Raw genomic sequence first — 20294 nt, 5'->3', positions numbered from 1 at the left:
TATGGCCTGATACCATAAACGAAAAATGCAAATAACTGATAATCAGCTATGCCTTCCAACGGCGAATTGCCGTTTTAGGCATTCGTTTTCAGCCCTCATGCTGTCCCAGCATGCTCCGGTCTCTCCATGCAACAAAGTAGCGCAAGCTATCGATATGCGGAACAGAGGCGTTCCAAATTGCACGACTTATTGCCCGGGAGAGGCACATTTAATTTCCTCGCTCAAAGATTTTCTGTCAATATTGAAAGAAGTCGAGCCTGAATGCGCAAGTTGCATTGAGGATAATTTAATAATGCTCAAAAACACTATTTGTTTAAACCCATATGCATTTGGTGGCATTCTTGGGGTGCTAAATATGCTGAAAGCGAAATATTTAAATAATCGCAAACGAATATTTATTAGCCATTCGTCAATAGACAAACCTATAATAGAAGAATTCGTTGATGAGATATTATTAGGTGGTATTGGTCTAAATTACTCAGATGTTTATTGTACCTCCATAGAAGGACTTGGAATTCGGAATGGAGATGATATGCGAAACCATATTCAAGCCCACATTTCCAAATGCGACTATGCTTTTATAATCCTTTCTGAACATTATAAAAATAGTGAAATTTGTCTTAATGAAATGGGCGCAGTGTGGGCATTAAACAAAACTGTCAAAATTTTCACTATCCCACCAGTTTCATATGACAGTCTTGGGTGGCTAATGGAGGTTAAACAAGTTCACTCGATAAACAATAATAGAGGTCTCAATGAATTATATGATGAAATGACAGAATGCTACGGGATGCACAAGAATGCGACACAATGGGATAGGCATAAGAAAAAGCTTATACAATATGTGGATGACAATATACAACCTATTACCTCACTTAAATAATGATTACGACGATTGACGATATAAAGGAACTTATAGCTTCTGACGAATCACGGACTTTGGAGCTTAAAAAGACTACCGGCGAATTGAAAGACGGTATGCACTCGGCGTGTGCATTCCTCAATACGGAGGGCGGATGGTTGTTTTTCGGCGTGACTCCAAAATCTTTGAAGATTATCGGGCAAGAGGTGACAGACAAGACACAGCAGGAGATAGCACAGGCTTTAGCAGGACTGGAACCGGCTGTTGATGTCAAAGTGGAGTATGTCGATGTGCCGGAGTATCCGGGCAACAAAATTATTGCCATGCACTTTGACGGTTGGGTTTGGGGCGAGCGTCCACATACTTATCACGGCTGCCCTTATTATAAGGTCGAAAGCACTACAAAGGTCATGCCGCAGGATATGTATGACGAGCGCATACGTGCTCATCAGCCTCAGATTTATTCGTGGGAAGGGCAAACAGCAAATAGCATAACTCTTGCGGATTTGAACGAAAAACATATTCGAGGTTGCATCCGTCTTGGTGTTGAGGGTGGCCGTATTCCGGCAAGTGCCATAAGCGCACCAATTGAGGATACTTTGGCAAAATGGAAATTGCTGAAGAACGGTGTGCCGACAAATGGAGCTGCCATGTTATTTTCCGATAATATAGATGATTTTCCGCAGTTCCGATTGAGAATGGCTCGTTTCTTGGGAACTGACAAAAATGAGTTTATTGACAATCAGCGTGTCGAAGGTGGCTTTTTCGAACTCCTTGATGCCGGCATGGCGTTCTTCTTCAAGCATCTTAACCTCGGCGGTAAGATAACCAACCATAGCTTACAGCGGGAGGAACATCTTGAAGTACCATACAAGGCTTTGAGGGAGGCTCTTATAAACTCTCTTTGTCACCGCCAATGGGAGAAATATAACCTGACTAACAGCATTGCAATATATGATGACCGCATAGAGATTGCGAATCCGGGGATCTTCCCTCCACAGATTACACCCGAGAGCATCAAGAAACCACATGAGTCTTATCCATACAACTTGAAGATTGCCGAAGCTCTCTACAAATCCACCTATTTGGAAAGCTGGGGATCGGGAGCGAAACGCATCATGGATGCCTGCCGTGAGCAAGGTGTAGAAGAACCCGTATGGCGATGGGACGGCGGCTTCGTGATAGTCACATTCAAACGCCCGACTTATAGATTAGTTACTCATGAACAAGAGGCAGCAAAAGAAGACATAGGGGGTGATGTCACCATAAGCACCCCTCAAGCACCCCTTAAGTACCCCTCAAGTACCCCTCAAGTAGAGTTGCTGATACAGAAAATGAGCGATTCTTACATGACCCTCAAAGAAATTGCTGAATTGTGTGGCATCAGAGATTTAAAATATTTCCGTGAAAGCTATATTGCCCCGGCATTGGAAATTGGGGTGATAGAACGGTTATACCCCAATCAACCCAAGCATCCCAAACAGCAGTATAGGTTAACTGGAATAACGAATAAACAGTAAATTTCATGCAGCAATAAGTGTATGGAGCAGACTCGGTATAATAGGACAAAAAAAGAGGAGTCGCATATAATGTCAATTAGAAAGCTTATCTTCAATAAGATGAGGTCACGGAAATATATATAGGATGAGTACACAATAAGTTTGATACGGTTTTGCAAATATAGAAAATGGTTACGATATATTTTGACAAGCAACTCTTCAGTCATCTATTTAAAGCTAAAGATGGGAAATATGCGATTTTACGAGAGAAGATTCTATCCCATAAAGATGAATTCATTTTCTTGTATTCAAACGCTCATATATTCGATCTTCAACAAGATACTACCGACACTAAATATGCCGAAATGAATTTTATGCAATCTGTTGTGGACTGCAATCATTTAATCTATAACGCTCCAGAGATAGTCGTTGCAACAGAATCTCCGCGTTCAGCATTCGATAATATGGCTAAGATGAATGATTTTTCTTGGCTCGATAATTTTGATTTCTCCCAACTCACACAAGAACAAAAAAATTTTATCAATAATATTATAGATGTATCCATCAAAGACTTAACAGGCAAACTGGATTTTGATTGGATTACAAAAAGAAAACCTATACACTCAGAAGAGCTTATGGTAGATAAAGCGACATTTACCTCACTCACAAAGTATGTCGCAAAGAATTTTTACAGCAACAATAACCAATACAAAGAAATCAGGGATAATGTAATTGCTCACTATAACCCTAACCAAATCACTGCTGATAATAAACGGAGTTTTAACGAACAGTTAGCATCGTCACCCTTAGGATTATCATTTATCGACACAATTAAAGCTGTTTTAGACCAAACAGGCTTACATAATGTTGATAACCCTACCATCTACTATATATCCTATATGCTCCTCGATATGTTTGGCGTAAGTAAGGACCCACGAAAGAAAGTAAAAATTCATAATCTTCAAGTCGACAGCTGCCATAGTTTCTTTGGGGCATATTGCGATTGCATAGTCAGTGACGATGATGGGCTACGCCGTAAAAGTCAAGCATTATATAATCTTTTTCATTTTAGTACACAAGTTTATTCAATTGATGAATTTATCGAGAAATTCGATGAGGCTATATATAACAATCAAAAAAAACTTCAAGAGTATTTTAATGAAGTCATTAGTGATTATAATCATCGGCAAGTTGTAAAATCTGAGAAGATATCAGAATATACGCTAACATATATAAAAAGCGCTCATAAGTATTTCGGATATTTTAATTGCATGCTTGAAAGACAATCCAAAGATGAGACCGCTATTATTTTATATAAGGATAAAGATATTTACCAACCATTACATATAAGAGAAGTTGGGATTGTTGTAAATAGACTGGTTAACGTATTTAAGGAGATTGGAATAGATCTTCCACTGTTTGATTCGGAGGTAGAGTTACCACATATGAAAGATGACAAGTGGAAAAGAACCATAATATTAGATGATTGTGAAATATATTTGACTAAATTTGAAAAACATCCAATGTTATGTCTATTCATAAAATTGAAAAAGTCATTTGCCAAATAAAAAGAGGACTGGTAGCATCGTTAATTGGGATGGGGTCCCGCTTTTATATTCAGCAATCGTCCTCCTTTAACTTGGCTTATATTGACTTACTATAATCTCATTCCCCGTTTGCGTTTCTTTTTCCTGCGCATTATCTCCGCCATTTCTTGATTAGCATCAACGGCATTGTAAGATGAGCTACTGCCGTTCAGTAATCCTAACGAACCAGTGAAAAGCTCATTTAGTGCTGTGCCGGTTGGTGCGTTTGGTGTTGCAATTTCATGTGCTTTTGGCATCCGTTTCAGGTTGGCGGTAAGCACGTTCCAGTTGCCGCACCTGCCGACTTCAGTTTTGAGGATGTCGTACAGCTCGTATTTCGTCCTGTCCGGCTCTTTAAGGCGGTTGCGCCTGACGTTCTCTTTCCCGCTTGACATGTATAAGCCGTATTTCATGGTAAGCTCCTTGCAGATACGGGTACTCCGCAGACGTTCGTTGCGGTCTGAAATGGTGTTGCCGTCATTGTCGATACGGTTGTAGGCAATATGCACATGCGGATGCTCCTTGTCGAAGTGGCGGGCGATGATATACTGCGTGTTCCGGATGCCTATCCGCTCCATGTATTCAAGCGCGATGACTGCCATCGCACGGTCTGTCAGACGTGGCTCATCCTTTTTGGAGAAACTCAAGGCGATGTGCCCGACAGGTTTTGCCACCTTGCCGTTCATCTGTGACTGGACGTTGAAGCTCATTGTGATGGTATCCTTGTTCTCCATGAACAAGCCGTCGCGTGCCACTACCCGAGTCCCCTTGTTCTTGTCGAGGATGTAGTCCACCACACCCTTGAAGTCGCTTCCCTTTACGATTTTCGCCATCATATCCCAATCTTGTTGATGAGTTCATGAATCCTTGCCACCGCCACCTTGCAGTCCCAATGGGTATCGTAAAAACCTCCGGCATTGGCTTTGCGGGCAAGCTGGTTGAGGTTGTTCGCCATGCCGCAGAGCTTGCGCACATGGTCGGAGTGTTCCTTCGACAGCCGCTCTTTCACATGACCGTTTTGGAAACATTCCCTCATGTATCCGCTCGGCGATACGCCTGCCTCATACGCCCGTGTCAGCAGGCGGAAATAGTCGGCTGCCGCCATCTTCACGGCGACACGGTATGTCATTTTATCGGTAGCCCCCTTCTTCGGGCGACCGCCCTTGTTACGTCTCTTATCTTCCTTATGTTCCATTTTCAAGTATTGTTATTGTAGTTAATGTATAGACCAACGGGATGCGGCTTCCTGCGATTCGGGGAGTGGGGAGCAAGAGGTTTCGGGACACCCGAAACACAAACTTGCTACCCCACAATCCACGGAGGATGAATTTCGGGCATCTCGCTTTTTCCCCATTCTCGATGTCATAATCCCAATCCTTTTTTCTTGGGTTTAACGATGTTCCGTGGCGGTGGACTGACGGCTAAAATTTGCCGCTTGCCGCACAGGTAATCGTTTAGGTCTTTATACCCGTGATAGTTGTGGGAGAAGTCACGGATGCGGTCGGGAAACTCTTTCCTCAGTTCCTGATATGCCCTTGCCCCTGCTTCATCGTTGTCGAGCAGGCAGTGGATGCGCTCGTATCCATGCAGCACATCCAAGGTTTTGGAAACATTGGAAACCGAATTGAGGATGACGTAATCCTGCCCGTCAAGGTCAGGCAAGGTCGGGCAGTTCTTCATCCGTAACGTAAGGAATGAAAGGTAATCCGTCATCCCCTCGAACACGAGACATTTTTCTCGCTGTGCTCCCTCCTGTCGGATATGGCTGATGTCCTTCGGGGCTATGCAGCCCTTGAAGAAACGGTTGCGCACCTCATAGCCTCCTGCCACGTTCGGGAATCCGATGGCGAAATAGGGCTTGCCGTTGTTGATGAAATGCAATTCCTTGCATTCCTGCCTTGCCAATGCGGTATTTATCCCACGTTCCTGCAAGTAGCGGAGCAATGCCGGATGCGAAAGTTCCCGCACCTCTAACTGTTGGAAACTCGGCTCGGATGATTGCAGGCGAAAAGAAAAAGATACGGGTCGGATGTGCGGTGCCTGTTCTGCAATCCTGTCGAGCAAATAGGGAACATAATCTGAGCCGTATAGTCCCTGAGCCAGTGCTATGATGTTGCCGCCTTTGCCCGACCCGTAATCGAACCACAGGTTGCGGTCGGTATTCACCTTGAACGATGCTTCCGTTTCCCGGCGGAACGGAGATTTGTACCAAAGGCTTTTGCCCTGTTGCTTCACGGGCGTATAGCCCAGACTTTGCAGGTAGTCTGCGATTCTGATTTGTTTTGCTTCTTTTATAGTCATAATCTTACTATGGATTTAGTGATGAATGAAAAAACGATGATTTGATGAATGAGTAGATTAACATATTGAGTGATAACAATATATGTTCTCATCAATATTTCATCAAACTGCTCACGAAAAGAGAAATTCATCATTTGCGGTATCGGCATGGTCTGTCCGCTTCTCTTTCTCTTTTCATCAGTGAGATACTTTTGATGAATGTTTGATGAGAATGTAAACATTTGCATTTCAGTATGGTTATACTCATATTCATCATTTCACCAAAATAATCAGAGTGTTTCTAAAAATGCTTTTGTCACGGTGTAGAACCGCCCTGTCTTACGAATGGGCGAATAATGGCATTCACGTATAAAGTCCACCTGATAGGTGGTGTATGTAAGTGTGTTGTGTGCAGGGGTGAGTTTCCAACACTCTTTCAACACCTTGCGGACTTGATGTTTCTCTGCCTTTACCTGTGAGTGCTGCAACAAAAGGAGAATATCGTTGTAGCCGAACGAGAAAGTGTCTGTGCCGACACACTCCATGATGTCAAGGATAAGTTCGTGCATCTCTATCTCCAACCGATTGCGGTTGCTGCGGATAATCTTCCGCAAGGCTTCGGTATGCAGAAGCGATGGAGCAAACCACATCCGGCTTTCTTTTTCGGTAGATAGGCTTCTGCATTGCAGGAAATGGAGAAAAGCGGGTATCTCCGCTTTCAGGCGTTGCAGGAAATTGGTATCATCGGATTGCAAGCGGTCTATCTTGCGCACCCAATAACGTGTTTCCCCTGCGTCGATGATGACGGGCAGATACTCGTTGTTGGAGCATAGCACGAATTTGGCAAAGAAAGCTATCTCGTCACGGTCTTTGCCTTTGGCTTCCACCTTGTAGGAGAGTGTGGTGCTGAGGTTCTTCAATCTTTCGCTGTCCTCCCTGCGGTTGAGCAGCACCTCGTCCACGAGGATAAGCAGTTTGCCTGCCCAGTCGGAATTGAACTGGCTGCGGAAATCCTCGTTGGTGTTGAACGTCACGTTGTTTTGAAACAGGGCTTTCAGAAAGTTCAGAAAAGTGCTTTTGCCAGTATTGCGTTCCTCCGATACCAGCAGCAGGATAGGCAGTTTCTGTATGGGTTGCAGGTAGAGCAACTGCAAGTAGTCCATGCCCAACTCGTACTGTCCCCCGAAGATATGTTGTACTAAAGATTGGATATGCGAGAAATCACCCTCTTTCGGTCGGTGGTCTATCGGCTCGTAGAGGTTCAAGAACTTGCCGATAACAGGCTGATACCTGACGTGTTCGGGTACGGTGCAGAAGCCGTCATACTTGGGAACGCTACCGATATAGTCCTTGCCATAGTCTTGACGCAAGGTCTCGTTGTTCCATGCGATGCGTTTCTTTACATAACCTCCGTTCAATCTCGGCTGCTCCACAATCTTGTAGAGCGTTGTGCCGACACGGATAAACTCTTCCTTTGCCATGCCGCCATCTGATGACGGTCGGTGTCTGTCTTTTTCTTCTTTGGCTGTCATATTATTCGATTTTAGTTTGATAAAATGTCAGCCACAAAAGTATAATCAATTATCGGACAGCTTGCTACGCAAATCATAGCAGAACGCGGAAAAAAGCGAATCAAGACAAGAAAGTCAATGGTTCGTGGTTGAAAACAGATGTGAAAACAAAAAAATCCCGAAGAAACAGGTCTGAAACAGTTGATTCTTCGGGACTGAATATAAATATATTAATACGTATGAATGGCAATATACCTATGTAGTTGTCCGTATAACTATATTATTGACAATGGGAATACGCATAGATTCAACTACTTCATGTCGCCATCTTAATAGGCTTTACGCCTGATAATTAAACGAATCCATATTGTTGAAACCCAGCGAAAAGAAGATGCTTGTTTTCTCTTTTCGCAAGTACAGCCTTTCAAAGATGGCATTGCGCACCTGTTCCGCACCGAAGCTGCCGATACGGAAAGTGAGTGCCGCTACCATCGGAAAGCCGAACACATCGGCATAATATCCGTTTTCCAACCGCACATATCTCTGCACCTCGTATTCTTTCAAGACACCGCTTTTATACACGGCTCTGACTGCGGCACGGAGTGTCGGAACGATTACCCCGAACAGCTCCACCAATTCCGGTTCAGACATCCAAACATCGACAATATATTCCGGCATGATGATGTTGCCACGCCCGTCTATCATAATAACCTTCCTTTCCATACTCATGACATTGTTATTCCATTAAATGCCTTACTCAGTTTGTTTCCGAACATCGTCAGATCGTTGTCGAGTTTCTGCGTGGTTATCTTCGCATAGATTTGGGTCGTGACAATGTTCGTGTGCCCTAAAATCCTGCTCACACTCTCGATTGGCATACCCTTACAGAGAGCCAGCGTAGCAAATCCATGTCTGGCACAATGAAAGCTAATGTCCTTGTTGATTCCGCATTCCTTTATCATCTTTTTCAACGGTTTACAGATAGACCAGTAGTTCAGACCGGGGAACACGAGGTTGTCTTTCTGCATCGGTCGGTAGTGTTCGATTATCTGCAACGGAATATCCAGCAGTTTCACCTGAAACGGCACTTTTGTCTTGTGGCGTTTTGACAATATCCATTTCTCTCCGTTCACCTCGACTATATTGTCGTTCGTCAGCTCCTGCACGTCCACGAACGACAATGCCGTGAAACTGGCAAAGACGAATATGTCACGGATATATGCGAGCTTGCTGTCCTCGAACTCATGTGTCATCAATACTTTCAGCTCATCTTCTGTCAGGAACTCACGTTCCTTTACATTGGGGCTTATGTGGAACTGCGCAAACGGGTTTCTCGGTATCAGCCCGTTGAAGTGGGCACGCATCACCACCCCTTTGAGCCACATACACTTTTCCCATATCGTTCCATTGTGCAGCCCTGCTTCCGTTGAAAGGTATGCGGCAAACTCCTTGATGAAGTCGGGGGTAAGTTCCAACATGGACATATCATTGCGTCTGTAGAACGACTTGATAAAAGCCGCCACATAGTTCCTTGCCACCACACGGGAACGGTAGGTTGCCATCACACGGTCTTTCCCCACACGCTTTTTGAACACTTCGTTTTCCCTGTCGAAAGCCTTGAGCAAGGTCTCGTACTCCATGCCGATACCTTGATAGGCGTTGCGTACCATTTCAGCCGTTACAAATGCCTCACGATCTGAAATGCGCTGGTAATGCTTGATGATTTGCGCCTTGATGTTGTCAAGCGCAAGGTTGATGTCCCGTGCCTCGCGGCTCTTGCCTTTCGCCTTGTTGCCCTTCACATCCCAAAGCGTCTTGGGGATGCTCTGCTTGCAACTGAACTGCGCCACAGTCCCGTTGATTGTCACTCGTCCCATGATGGGGACAATGCCGTTTCTCTCCTTGCTGCCGTTCACGTAGAACAGTACTTTGAATGTGCTTCTTGCCATACTCGTTTTTTTGATTGCAAAGTTAAATATCAACGAGTTAAACCTTGATAAGCCAACCGAAGCCACAAGCTGCCAAATTCGACTCAGTGTGTTAAAAATCACTTTTTGCGGGTAACGATTTGAAAACTGTTCTGCTTCATAATTCCGCTTCCCTTTGCGTTACCCGATTTTTGCCACTGTCACCGTCTGGCTTCGCAAATGCCTTTCCACTAAGCCATTTAGTGCCATTTCTTCCGTTTATGCGGTTATTCCAAAGATTTTCCGTAAATTTGTGGAAATAAGACAATCAAATAATAGCCATAAAAAATGAGAGAAAAACGCTCCGATCCTGTTAGGATCATCATATCCTTGCTATCCATTTTTCTCTGGAGTTTTCCGGCAGAAGGGCAGGATCGTGAAAGCTTAAAAAAGCAATTGGATCAAAAGCTTAACTCTTTCGCAAGGCAATATGTGTCTTCACGCACCATTAAGATTGACTCCATCCTCATACAGAAGAAGGAAGTCACGCTTTTCGCCAATGAGGCCTTGGAGGATATCCCCTTTCGGGAACACAATGTTTCAGAGCTTTACGCAAGTATAGCTCCCCTATTCCCCAAGGCCTCCAAGATTATCATTTTGACCCGGGGTACAGACATCGAGAACCTGATTCCTGAATACGACAGGAAAGGACGTCCCGACAAAAAGAGGCTATACTCCATTAAAGAGAGCAAATACCCGCTAACCCGTAGCCTATCCAGCCCCTATGAAATAAAAAACGGATTACAAAACCGCCATATCGCCCTTTGGCAAAGCCATGGTTTATATTACGCCCAGACCGCCCATCGCTGGGAATGGCAACGGGCTCGCATGTTCGGCACCGTGGAAGACTTATTTACGCAGAGTTTTGTTCTTCCTTATCTGGTCCCGATGCTTGAAAACGCAGGAGCGACTATTCTTATCCCCCGGGAAAGGGATACCCAAATACACGAAATCATTCTAGACAATGATTGCTCCACTCCGGGATCCGAGTATAAGGAATTGAATGGAGAGAAAGCTTGGTCGGATGGGAAGGAAGCCGGATTTGGACATATCCAAGCTACTTATACGAATGGGGAGAACCCTTTTACGCGAGGCTCCTATCGGCAAACGGTCACACAAAGGAAAGGAAAAGAAAGTCTCATCGAGTGGATTCCCGAGATTCCGGAATCGGGGGATTACGCGGTCTATGCCTCCTATCAATCTTTTCCTAACAGCACTGAGCAAGCGCTGTATACCATCCATCATGCCGGAGGGGAAACCACGATCGCCGTCAATCAAACAATGGGGGGTGGGACTTGGATCTATCTGGGAAACTTCAAATTTACGGCACATGCACAAGCCTATGAGAGAATCGTATTAACGAATCGAAGCAACAAATCGGGAAAGATCATCACGGCAGACGCGATCAAGATCGGCGGCGGCATGGGGAACATCGCACGTAGCCCGCAAGAAAGTCCCTATCCGATAAAAGCAGAGACAAGCGGGTATCCACGGTTTACCGAAGCGGCCCGCTATTGGCTACAATGGGCGGGAATGCCGGATAGCATCTATTCGAAAAGCGCTTTCAGCGATGATTATCAAGATGACATTTACGCACGTCCCCGATGGGTTAATTATTTAAAAGAACAGGCCCATATTCCCATCGACATGGCCTTCGCATTCCATTCCGACGCGGGAACCACCCCGGATGACTCAATTATAGGGACACTCGGCATCTATATGTCTAAAAACAATGATGGGATCTACACCAACCGGAAAAGCCGGGAGATCGCCAGAGACTTGACCGACAGGATCCTGACGCAGATCCTGTCTGATGTCCGTAAGGTTTACAATCCTCAATGGAGCCGCCGGGGCATGTGGAATCAATCTTACATAGAGGCTCGTATTCCCGATGTCCCGACGATGCTATTGGAAGTACTATCCCATCAAAACTTCGCGGATATGCGTTATGGGTTAGACCCACGCTTTCGTTTCCTGATCTGTAGGGCTATCTATAAAGGAATACTCCATCATATCTGTTTCCAGAACAAACAGGAACCGATCGTACAACCCCTCCCTCCCGATCAGCTGAGCACGGAGTTCGTAGGAACGAATAAAGTGAGAATCGGCTGGAAAGCCGTACTGGATACTCTTGAGGAGAGCGCCTCACCAACCGCCTATATCCTTTATAGTCGAAAAGGCAGCGGAGGATTCGATAACGGCACACTCGTAAAAGGAGAAGAGATCATTCTTCCGATTGAGGCGGGTATTATCCAAAGTTATAAGATAGCTGCCGTAAATAAAGGAGGTATCAGTTTCCCTTCTGAGACCGTAAGTGTTTATCGGTCGCCTACAGGCGAAAACAATAAGACGGTATTGATCGTCAATGGATTCGACAGGATCAGTGGTCCGGCCAGTTTCGAGAGCGAGACGGATCGTTCAGCAGGTTTTCTTTACGCCATCGACCGAGGAGTGCCCTATCTGAATGATATCTCATTTATCGGGGATCAATTCGAATTCCGCCGTTCTGCCCCATGGGACAGCAACGATAATAATGGGCATGGGGACAGTTACAACAATTACGCAGGTCAAGTCATAGCGGGCAATACCTTCGATTATCCTTTCATACACGGGCAAGCCATAGCTGAGGCAGGTTATTCCTTTGTCTCATATAGCCATAAGTCCTTGATCGAGGGAGTCGTGAAACCGGATACGTATCCGATTATCGACTTGATTTTAGGGAAACAGCGTCAACCGGTTATCACTCCCGTTTTACAGGATATACTTCGCGGTTATCTCGCCAAAGGCGGCAACTTGCTTGTAAGCGGGACGAATCTTTTCTCCGACAGCTGGGCCAACACGCAGGACCGTACGTTCGTCGAAGAGGTACTAAAAGGGAAGTTGGCTAGCGGTAATGCCAGCAAGGAGGGAATCGTGAACAGTTGCGCATCCCCTTACGGATATGTAAACAGCAGATACACGTTCCGGACACGTCCGAATCCTATTTGCTACTCGATCGAGTCGGTAGACGGCATACTTCCGGCGGATAAGCTCGCGCATACCATCTTGAGGTATGCGGAGAACAATATCGGAGCGGGAATCGTTTATGAAGGGAAATACCGGACTTGTTTGCTTGGTTTCCCGTTTGAGGCGCTTCAAACGCCGTCGGAACGAAACCGACTCATGAAGTCCATCTTACGCTTTTTCTCCATTCAACCACAAAATAAAACACAGCATATACAATGAAACGAATCAATTGCTTTATCCCCTATGAGGACATGGAGGCTACGCGACAAACGGTAGCGCAATTAGCCGAGTCGTCCTTGGTGAATCAGATCTATCTAATCACGGACGATCCCCACCCCAAGGCTATCTATCCCTGCTATTTAATCCACACGGAGAAGATCCGGAGCACGAAAGCCCTCCGGGAAATAGCCGGTCATGCCAATACCGATTACACTTTGATCTATACGAAGACCGATGAGCTCCAACTAGGCATGTATGCCTTAGAGCGTCTTGTCGCCATCGCCGACGATACGAGATCCGGCATGGTTTACTCCGATTATTACGAGAAGAGGGAGGGCAAGCTCAACCCCTATCCGGTGATCGATTACCAAAAGGGGAGTCTTAGGGATGATTTCAATTTCGGTTCCCTCTTGCTCTATCGTTCTTCAACGCTTCAAAACGCCATCGCCTCCATGGATACGGAATATACATTCGCCGGACTCTACGACTTGCGCTTGAAAGTCTCCCGGAATGCTCCGCTGACGCATATCAACGAATATCTATACACAGAGGTGGAGAATGATTTACGGAAATCCGGAGAGAAAATGTTCGACTATGTAGATCCCAGGAACCGCTCCGTACAGATCGAGATGGAAGCCGCCTGTACAGATCATTTAAAGAGGATAGGCGGCTACTTACCCTCTCATTTCAAGCCGATCCGTTTTGACGAGCAGGCATTTCAGACGGAAGCATCCGTTATCATCCCGGTACGTAACCGCGTACGGACGATCGAGGAGGCTATCCGTTCCGTACTGCGGCAAGAGGCATCCTTCCCCTTTAACCTGATCATTATCGACAATCATTCCACGGACGGCACCTCCGAGCGAATCCAAGCGATCGCCGCCACAGACCCTCGTATTATCCATATCCAGCCGAAGCGTGACGACCTCGGCATCGGGGGTTGCTGGAATATAGGTATACACCATCCGGCTTGCGGCAAGTTCGCCATCCAATTGGATAGCGATGATGTATACAGCGACGAACATACCTTGCGCAAGATCGTGGAAGCCTTCTACGAGCAGCGATGCGCCATGGTAGTCGGGACCTACCGAATGACTGATTTTGATATGCGAACCATCCCGCCCGGAATCATCGACCATAAGGAATGGACTCCCGAGAACGGCCGCAATAACGCCCTCCGCATCAACGGGCTTGGAGCGCCCCGAGCCTTTTACACGCCCCTGCTACGGAAACTAAACCTCCCGAACACCAGTTACGGAGAAGATTACGCCCTCGGCCTACGTATCAGCCGCGAGTATCCGATCGGTCGAATCTACGACGTCCTATACCTTTGCCGCCGTTGGGAAGATAACTCCGACGCCTCATTGGATGTCGTGAAAACGAACAACCACAACATATACAAGGATAAAATTAGAACTTGGGAACTCGAGGCCCGCATAAACATGGAAAGACAATGAAACCAAACAACTGGGTCAGCTCATCGCAAGCGACCGAATTACTGTCCAAGCAACTCGTGACATGGCCATTGGCCGGGAAGAACTACAAGGCGCTGGAGGCCGTACAAGTAAAATCCTTCGACATGGGAGGGTTCTCGATACGTGCGCAATTCAATCCCGCCCGTATTGTCTCCTCTGGGGCCAAGACAGATACCCAATCCCTAAAAGAGCGCAAATGCTTCCTATGCCCCGAGAACCTGCCGGTGGAACAGGAACGACTGTCTTTCGGCCTCCACCATCTGGTATTGTGCAACCCCTACCCGATCTTTCCCCAGCATTTCACGATCCCTACCCGGAAACATACTCCACAACTGATATTGCCGCAATGGAATAACTTCTTGGAACTGACAAGAAGGCTCGCCCCCTTCACCATCTTCTACAATGGCCCCCGTAGTGGCGCATCGGCACCGGACCACGCCCATTTCCAAGCGGTGACACGGGGCATCATGCCGCAGGACGAGGAGGTGGCCCATTTCATAGGCCGGGAGCTTACCGCCTCACAAGCCGTGAGCCGACAAGCCAACGATGGTCGGATACTCCTCCTCACGGGATACCTTCGCAACGGCTTCGTCATCCAAGCCTCCGCTCAGGAAACCGCCACCCGCCTCTTCAAGACGATCTACGCCGCCCTGCCCATACCCCCCGGCGAGCCCGAGCCAATGATGAATCTCTTCGGCTCCTATTACGACGACAATTGGGTAATCACCGTGATCCCCCGCAAACGCCACCGCCCGTGGCAATACGAGGCCGAGGGTGACGACCATCTCCTGTCCAGCCCCGGAGCCGCTGATATCGGAGGTCTTTTTATCACCCCTTTGGAAAAAGATTTCAAGAAGATCAACCCGGAGCTCCTGCGAGATGTTTACCAACAAGTATGCCTCAGCAACCGGGAAGTAGAGGAAATTTTCGTACATTTGCACGAAGAAGCTGGCGGACATCCCTATCAGATGTCATATTAAGGTGAAGTGTGAAGCCAATCCTTTTGACCCGACTTGGGATGCCTACTTCGAGAGGCGAAAACAGAAATGCAATCGCCAACGTGCGTAAATGAATGACTTTATCGGAGCTTATGCGGCGAAAGTCGCACGTACAGTTCTTAACAGGGGAAGCGGCAGGAATACCGCCGACCTACATAACTAGTTTTTGACAGATATGAAACAATTCTTTAAAATGATGTTTGCCTCGACGCTAGGCGTCATGTTGGCGATGGGGATAATCCTGACGGCATTGATATCCGCGACTATAGGATATATCGCCACCGTAGGTAGCACACCCGATTACACTCCCCAAAGCAAAACGGTATTCAAGATCAAGCTAGACGGGACGCTGGCGGATAACCCTACGGGAAATCCATTCTCGATCTTAATGAGCGACAAGGAAAGCATGCTGTCACTGAAAGACCTGCTCGAGACGATCCGGATAGCGAAACAGCATGATAAGATCGCGGGGATTTATATTGAATCGGGGCTTCTCTCTTCGGGTAGCGCCAGTTTGGAAGCAATCCGCCGATCGTTAATAGACTTCAAGGAAAGTGGCAAGTTCGTGGTAGCTTACGCCGATAATTTCACGCAAGGGAATTATTTCCTTTGCTCCGTGGCCGACAAGGTATTCATGAATCCGCAAGGCATCCTTGAATTGACGGGACTCGCCTCGCAAACCCTATTCTACAAAGGACTGATGGATAAGGTAGGTGTCGAGATGCAAATCTTTAAGGTAGGCACCTACAAAGGCGCCGTGGAGCCTTTTATGCTGGATAAGCTGAGCGAGGCGAACCGGGAGCAAATCCAATCGTATATCGCTGCCATCTGGGATAATATAACGGAAGGCATCGCCGAATCACGCGGCATCAGCGTGAATGATATCAACCACTACGCCAATGAGGGGCTTTACTTCGCAGACCCGGTGAAAACGGTCGAATGTGGCTTTATAGACGAATTGAGGTATAAACCGGAGGTGGAAACATACGTCAAAGAGCTAGCCGGACAAAACGAAGAGAAACTGAGATCGGCCAGCGTAGCTCAGATGAAAACGCTCAAGGCCTCATCCACCAAGAACGCTCCGGAGATAGCTGTACTTTACGCGGAAGGCGAGATCAAGGAGCAAACAACCGATGGCCTATACGATATCGGGCAAAGCATCACGGAGGAAATGGCCGATGAACTTATCAAGTTAAAAAACGATGACGACGTGAAAGCCGTGGTATTCCGTGTGAACTCACCGGGAGGTAGCGCTTATATATCCGAGCAGATATGGCGTCAGGTTGTCGAGTTGAAAAAGGTGAAACCTGTGGTCGTTTCCATGGGTAATGTAGCCGCCTCGGGAGGTTACTATATCTCATGCGCCGCCAATAAGATCATCGCTGAACCAAATACGTTGACCGGCTCCATCGGTATTTTCGGCATGTTCCCGAACGCCTCCGGATTACTCGGGAAACTAGCGTTGACCACGGATGTCGTAAAGACAAATACGTTCTCGGACTTGGGAGACCTCTCCCGCCCCATGACCGAGAGCGAGAAGGCACTGGTACAGGGATACGTGGAGAGAGGCTACCAAACGTTCCTTTCCCGCTGCGCCGAAGGTAGAGGTATGACTATCGAAGCGATCAACGCGATCGGACAAGGACGGGTTTGGACGGGAGAGCAAGCTAAAGAAAAAGGGTTGGTCGATGAACTGGGCGGTATCGAATTAGCGATAAGCACAGCGGCCGGGTTGGCTGAGCTGGATCAGTATCGCGTAACTACCGTCAGCGGTTCCAAGAATTTCTTGGACGAGTTCTTGGGAAGCCCGCTCGGAGAAGTGAGACTCTCTATTATCAAAAGTGCATTGGGCAACGATTTCGAATACTTCAAGACATTGAATAGTATCAAGTCGAATTACGGAATCCAAGCCCGTATACCTTACGATATGAAACCGCTATAATAACTGAGTCATGCCGGCAGATCATACGACTAAGTTTAATAAGCTCCTCACTCCATTCTCTTTCCTTTACGGAATCGGGGTGAGATTTAGGAATCGGCTGTTCGACTGGAAGGTCCTTCGGACAGAGCGGTATGATCTGCCTATTATTTGCGTGGGGAACCTGGCTGTCGGGGGAACTGGGAAAACTCCTCATACGGAATACATCATCCGTTTGATAAAGGACCGGTATCGGGTAGCTGTACTCAGCCGTGGCTATAAACGAAAAACCTCCGGTTTCTTGTTGGCCGATCAGCGAAGTACCAGCGAGGATATCGGTGACGAGCCGTACCAGATGAAACATAAGTTCCCGGATATTCTCGTTGCCGTAGACGCAGATCGCCGCAGGGGTATCCGTAACCTATTGGCATTGCCGGAGAATAAGCGACCGGAAGTGATCGTTCTGGACGATGCTTTTCAACATCGGTACGTCACCCCCACGCTGAATATTCTTTTAACCGACTGCCATCGTCTTTATGTGCGAGATAAGCTCTTGCCCGCAGGCCGTTTACGGGAGCCCGAGGATGGAGCCCGACGTGCGGACGTGATCATCGTCACGAAATGCGAGTCATGTACACAACCCATAGACTTCCGGATCATAGAAGAGAACATACATCTCTCTGCTTATCAAGAGCTCTTTTTCAGCCGTATTCTTTATGGGGATCTGGAGCCCGTCTTTTCCGGTAAAGCGCCCAAACTGACACTGAAAGGATTGGCTCCCACTACACAGGTTTTATTGGTGTCAGGTATCGCATCCCCGGCTCCTCTCGAAAAAGAGATCCATAAATATACAGAGCATGTCACCTCGTTGGTCTTTCCAGATCATCACACCTTCAATCGGCATGACATCCGGGAAATACAAATGGCCTTCAAGCGGTTGACTTCTACAAGTAAATTGATAATCATCACGGAGAAAGATGCCGCCCGACTCCGTGACCACCCTTCACTTCCCCTGGAATGGCTTCCTCATTTATATTACTTACCCATTACAGTGGGTTTCTGTATGGATCGGGAAAAACAATTTCAAGAATTAATAGTAAAACACATTCAATCTTATGAGCAATAGAACGGAAATATCGACTTTGGGAGAATTCGGGTTAATCCGTCATCTCACCGATAAAATAGAACTTAAAAATCCGGGTACATTGAAAGGTGTCGGTGACGACGCAGCCGTACTGGATTACACAGACAAGCAAGTACTGGTGACAACAGACCTTTTGCTGGAAGGTATTCATTTCGATCTGATGTATGTGCCGTTGAAACATCTCGGTTATAAATCAGCGGTCGTAAACTTCTCCGATATTTACGCCATGAACGGCCGCCCGAAACAGATTACGGTATCATTGGGTATTTCCAAACGTTTCTGTGTAGAAGATCTCGAAGAATTTTACGAGGGTATTAAACTCGCTTGTGATATCTATGGCGTAGATCTCGTTGGTGGCGATACTTCTGCGTCGCGCACAGGGTTAACGATCAGCGTCACTTGCATAGGCGAGGGAGAGAAAGGTAAAGTTGTCTATCGAAACGGAGCCAAGGAAACCGATCTTATTTGCGTGTCCGGCGATTTAGGGGCCGCCTACATGGGCCTCCAATTACTGGAACGGGAGAAAAGCATATTTAAAGGGGAGAAAGATTTCACGCCCGATTTCTCCGGTAAGGAATATTTGCTGGAACGCCAATTAAAACCGGAAGCCCGCAAAGACATTGTCAAGTTACTTGACCAAGCAGGAATCGTTCCGACCTCCATGATGGATATCTCCGATGGCCTCTCTTCGGAGTTGCTTCATCTATCTAGAGAGAGCAATGTGGGTTGCCGAATTTACGAAGACCGTATTCCTATCGATTACCAAACCGCAGCCATGGCAGAACAGTTTAACATGAATCTGATAACGGCGGCATTGAATGGAGGTGAGGATTATGAACTCTTATTCACCGTTCCTCTAGCAGATCATGATAAGGTGTCGGAAATGAAAGGTATCAAGGTGATTGGTCATATAACAAAACAGGAGTTAGGCAATTACCTTGTCGGTCGTGACGGAGGAGAAGTCGTGCTTAGGGCACAAGGCTGGAACTCACTAAATTAAAAAGATATACTTACTTTGCCGAGGCAGTACATATCCTATGCTCGGAAGACAAGACATAGAAGTAAAACCCGAGGCGATTGAAATCTTGTTAAGTAAGGGGAATCAGCTAAAGATTTTCAAAAAATCTACCACTACCTATTGCATATATCAAAAAAATCCGTACCTTTGCGCCCGTAATCGAAACATCGATATACGAACAACATGATGGTGCCATAGCTCAGTTGGTAGAGCAAAGGACTGAAAATCCTTGTGTCCCCGGTTCGATTCCTGGTGGCACCACTTTGAAGAGAGGCAATAAGCAGTAAAATCCTGATTCCTAAACGGAGTTGGGATTTTTATTTCCTGACGAAACGCAAAATACGGCAGAATATACGCTCCCTATGACGGGAAACTTCTATACCCTTAGATTCAACTCGAAGCCATGTAGCACCACTACAAGAAGCCACATCATTCCCGTGGGTTGCCTGCTATAAGTATGCGATCTTTCTCTTTGCATATAAGTAAACCGATGGTTGGATTATCGCGACCTTCTTTCCTAAGTTGGTGGTTGCAGGCTACCACATAGCCACCTAACTGACCGATGTCGCTAAATTCAAACTTGCCAATCTTCACCTCAATCGTAAGCATTCGAACAAATACACATTGTACAGCTTGAGGTTTGGTTGTTGCTTTGCAGTAGCATATACAATCCAACCTCAATTATTATGAATAGATTAGAATTTGAAGAATTAGAATTGCAGGTGCAACAAAGTGGCCTGCCATTGAAGTCGTGCCTACAGCAAGTAGGTGTAAGTTATTCAACCTATCACTACTGGCGCAAGAAGTATTC

Annotated in this window: 15 protein-coding genes, 1 tRNA gene and 1 pseudogene; 10 read left to right on the top strand and 7 right to left on the bottom strand. The window is 46.5% G+C overall.

The features are described 5' to 3' along the window. Positions 1-25 precede the first annotated feature (25 nt). From G7Y39_RS12070 to G7Y39_RS12060, 3 genes are all read left to right on the top strand, one after another. Complete coding sequence (locus G7Y39_RS12070) at positions 26-883, top strand: toll/interleukin-1 receptor domain-containing protein (RefSeq protein ID WP_206225167.1); 858 nt, start codon at positions 26-28, stop codon at positions 881-883. Continuing rightward, positions 883-2382 (top strand): ATP-binding protein, encoded by a 1500-nt coding sequence (locus tag G7Y39_RS12065; RefSeq protein ID WP_165157705.1) that lies wholly within the window; start codon positions 883-885, stop codon positions 2380-2382. Before G7Y39_RS12070 ends, G7Y39_RS12065 begins: the two co-directional genes overlap by 1 nt. Positions 2383-2549: 167 nt before the next feature. Then, a complete protein-coding gene (locus G7Y39_RS12060) occupies positions 2550-3929 on the top strand; it encodes a hypothetical protein (protein WP_165157704.1) in 1380 nt (459 codons plus the stop codon). 89 nt (positions 3930-4018) lie between these two features. Here the strand turns inward: G7Y39_RS12060 and G7Y39_RS12055 are convergent, their stop codons facing one another. The 6 genes from G7Y39_RS12055 to G7Y39_RS12030 form a co-directional block, all read right to left on the bottom strand. Continuing rightward, complete coding sequence (locus tag G7Y39_RS12055; RefSeq protein WP_165157703.1) at positions 4019-4783, bottom strand: relaxase/mobilization nuclease domain-containing protein; 765 nt, start codon at positions 4781-4783, stop codon at positions 4019-4021. Next, positions 4780-5142 carry a MobC family plasmid mobilization relaxosome protein gene (locus G7Y39_RS12050; RefSeq protein WP_165157702.1) on the bottom strand — a complete coding sequence of 121 codons (363 nt, stop codon included), beginning with the start codon at positions 5140-5142 and terminating at the stop codon, positions 4780-4782. Before G7Y39_RS12050 ends, G7Y39_RS12055 begins: the two co-directional genes overlap by 4 nt. A 167-nt stretch (positions 5143-5309) precedes the next feature. Beyond that, the gene (locus G7Y39_RS12045) at positions 5310-6248 is read right to left on the bottom strand and encodes a toprim domain-containing protein (RefSeq protein WP_165157701.1); all 939 of its coding nucleotides are present in this window, start codon (positions 6246-6248) and stop codon (positions 5310-5312) included. A gap of 269 nt (positions 6249-6517) precedes the next feature. Beyond that, complete coding sequence (locus G7Y39_RS12040; RefSeq protein ID WP_165157700.1) at positions 6518-7759, bottom strand: primase-helicase family protein; 1242 nt, start codon at positions 7757-7759, stop codon at positions 6518-6520. 318 nt (positions 7760-8077) lie between these two features. Further along, a complete protein-coding gene (locus G7Y39_RS12035; protein ID WP_165157699.1) occupies positions 8078-8467 on the bottom strand; it encodes a hypothetical protein in 390 nt (129 codons plus the stop codon). Further along, positions 8464-9687: a site-specific integrase gene (locus G7Y39_RS12030; protein ID WP_165157698.1), complete on the bottom strand. Its 1224-nt coding sequence runs from the start codon at positions 9685-9687 to the stop codon at positions 8464-8466. Before G7Y39_RS12030 ends, G7Y39_RS12035 begins: the two co-directional genes overlap by 4 nt. A gap of 306 nt (positions 9688-9993) precedes the next feature. Here G7Y39_RS12030 and G7Y39_RS12025 point away from each other — a divergent pair, with 306 nt between their 5' ends. The 7 genes from G7Y39_RS12025 to G7Y39_RS11995 all read left to right on the top strand — a co-directional run bounded on the left by G7Y39_RS12025 (position 9994) and on the right by G7Y39_RS11995 (position 19744). Continuing rightward, a complete protein-coding gene (locus G7Y39_RS12025; protein WP_165157697.1) occupies positions 9994-12930 on the top strand; it encodes a xanthan lyase in 2937 nt (978 codons plus the stop codon). After that, positions 12927-14387 (top strand): glycosyltransferase family A protein, encoded by a 1461-nt coding sequence (locus G7Y39_RS12020; protein WP_165157696.1) that lies wholly within the window; start codon positions 12927-12929, stop codon positions 14385-14387. Before G7Y39_RS12025 ends, G7Y39_RS12020 begins: the two co-directional genes overlap by 4 nt. Further along, a complete protein-coding gene (locus tag G7Y39_RS12015) occupies positions 14384-15385 on the top strand; it encodes a DUF4922 domain-containing protein (protein WP_165157695.1) in 1002 nt (333 codons plus the stop codon). Before G7Y39_RS12020 ends, G7Y39_RS12015 begins: the two co-directional genes overlap by 4 nt. 211 nt (positions 15386-15596) lie before the next feature. Continuing rightward, complete coding sequence (gene sppA, locus G7Y39_RS12010; RefSeq protein WP_165157707.1) at positions 15597-17345, top strand: signal peptide peptidase SppA; 1749 nt, start codon at positions 15597-15599, stop codon at positions 17343-17345. A 10-nt stretch (positions 17346-17355) separates the two neighbouring features. Then, entirely contained in the window at positions 17356-18447 is a 1092-nt protein-coding gene (gene lpxK, locus G7Y39_RS12005) for a tetraacyldisaccharide 4'-kinase (RefSeq protein WP_165157694.1), read from the top strand. Continuing rightward, a complete protein-coding gene (thiL, locus tag G7Y39_RS12000) occupies positions 18437-19465 on the top strand; it encodes a thiamine-phosphate kinase (RefSeq protein WP_165157693.1) in 1029 nt (342 codons plus the stop codon). Before lpxK ends, thiL begins: the two co-directional genes overlap by 11 nt. Before the next feature lie 206 nt (positions 19466-19671). Beyond that, a tRNA-Phe gene (locus G7Y39_RS11995) sits at positions 19672-19744 on the top strand. A gap of 168 nt (positions 19745-19912) precedes the next feature. Here the strand turns inward: G7Y39_RS11995 and G7Y39_RS11990 are convergent. Continuing rightward, positions 19913-20089: pseudogene (locus G7Y39_RS11990) on the bottom strand (PDDEXK nuclease domain-containing protein); the annotation flags it as partial. Positions 20090-20294: the final 205 nt, after the last annotated feature.

Source organism: Parabacteroides sp. ZJ-118, from assembly GCF_011038785.1.
In the GTDB taxonomy this organism is placed as follows: Bacteria; Bacteroidota; Bacteroidia; order Bacteroidales; family Tannerellaceae; genus Parabacteroides.
This window is presented reverse-complemented; position numbering and strand designations above follow the sequence as displayed.

Excerpts from the sequence above, each read along its gene's own strand:
- G7Y39_RS12070 (WP_206225167.1), top strand. The coding sequence starts at position 26 with ATGCAAATAACTGATAATCAGCTATGCCTTCCAACGGCGAATTGCCGT.
- G7Y39_RS12065 (WP_165157705.1), top strand. The coding sequence starts at position 883 with ATGATTACGACGATTGACGATATAAAGGAACTTATAGCTTCTGACGAA.
- G7Y39_RS12060 (WP_165157704.1), top strand. The coding sequence starts at position 2,550 with ATGGTTACGATATATTTTGACAAGCAACTCTTCAGTCATCTATTTAAA.
- G7Y39_RS12055 (WP_165157703.1), bottom strand. The coding sequence starts at position 4,783 with ATGATGGCGAAAATCGTAAAGGGAAGCGACTTCAAGGGTGTGGTGGAC.
- G7Y39_RS12050 (WP_165157702.1), bottom strand. The coding sequence starts at position 5,142 with ATGGAACATAAGGAAGATAAGAGACGTAACAAGGGCGGTCGCCCGAAG.
- G7Y39_RS12045 (WP_165157701.1), bottom strand. The coding sequence starts at position 6,248 with ATGACTATAAAAGAAGCAAAACAAATCAGAATCGCAGACTACCTGCAA.
- G7Y39_RS12040 (WP_165157700.1), bottom strand. The coding sequence starts at position 7,759 with ATGACAGCCAAAGAAGAAAAAGACAGACACCGACCGTCATCAGATGGC.
- G7Y39_RS12035 (WP_165157699.1), bottom strand. The coding sequence starts at position 8,467 with ATGAGTATGGAAAGGAAGGTTATTATGATAGACGGGCGTGGCAACATC.
- G7Y39_RS12030 (WP_165157698.1), bottom strand. The coding sequence starts at position 9,687 with ATGGCAAGAAGCACATTCAAAGTACTGTTCTACGTGAACGGCAGCAAG.
- G7Y39_RS12025 (WP_165157697.1), top strand. The coding sequence starts at position 9,994 with ATGAGAGAAAAACGCTCCGATCCTGTTAGGATCATCATATCCTTGCTA.
- G7Y39_RS12020 (WP_165157696.1), top strand. The coding sequence starts at position 12,927 with ATGAAACGAATCAATTGCTTTATCCCCTATGAGGACATGGAGGCTACG.
- G7Y39_RS12015 (WP_165157695.1), top strand. The coding sequence starts at position 14,384 with ATGAAACCAAACAACTGGGTCAGCTCATCGCAAGCGACCGAATTACTG.
- sppA (WP_165157707.1), top strand. The coding sequence starts at position 15,597 with ATGATGTTTGCCTCGACGCTAGGCGTCATGTTGGCGATGGGGATAATC.
- lpxK (WP_165157694.1), top strand. The coding sequence starts at position 17,356 with ATGCCGGCAGATCATACGACTAAGTTTAATAAGCTCCTCACTCCATTC.
- thiL (WP_165157693.1), top strand. The coding sequence starts at position 18,437 with ATGAGCAATAGAACGGAAATATCGACTTTGGGAGAATTCGGGTTAATC.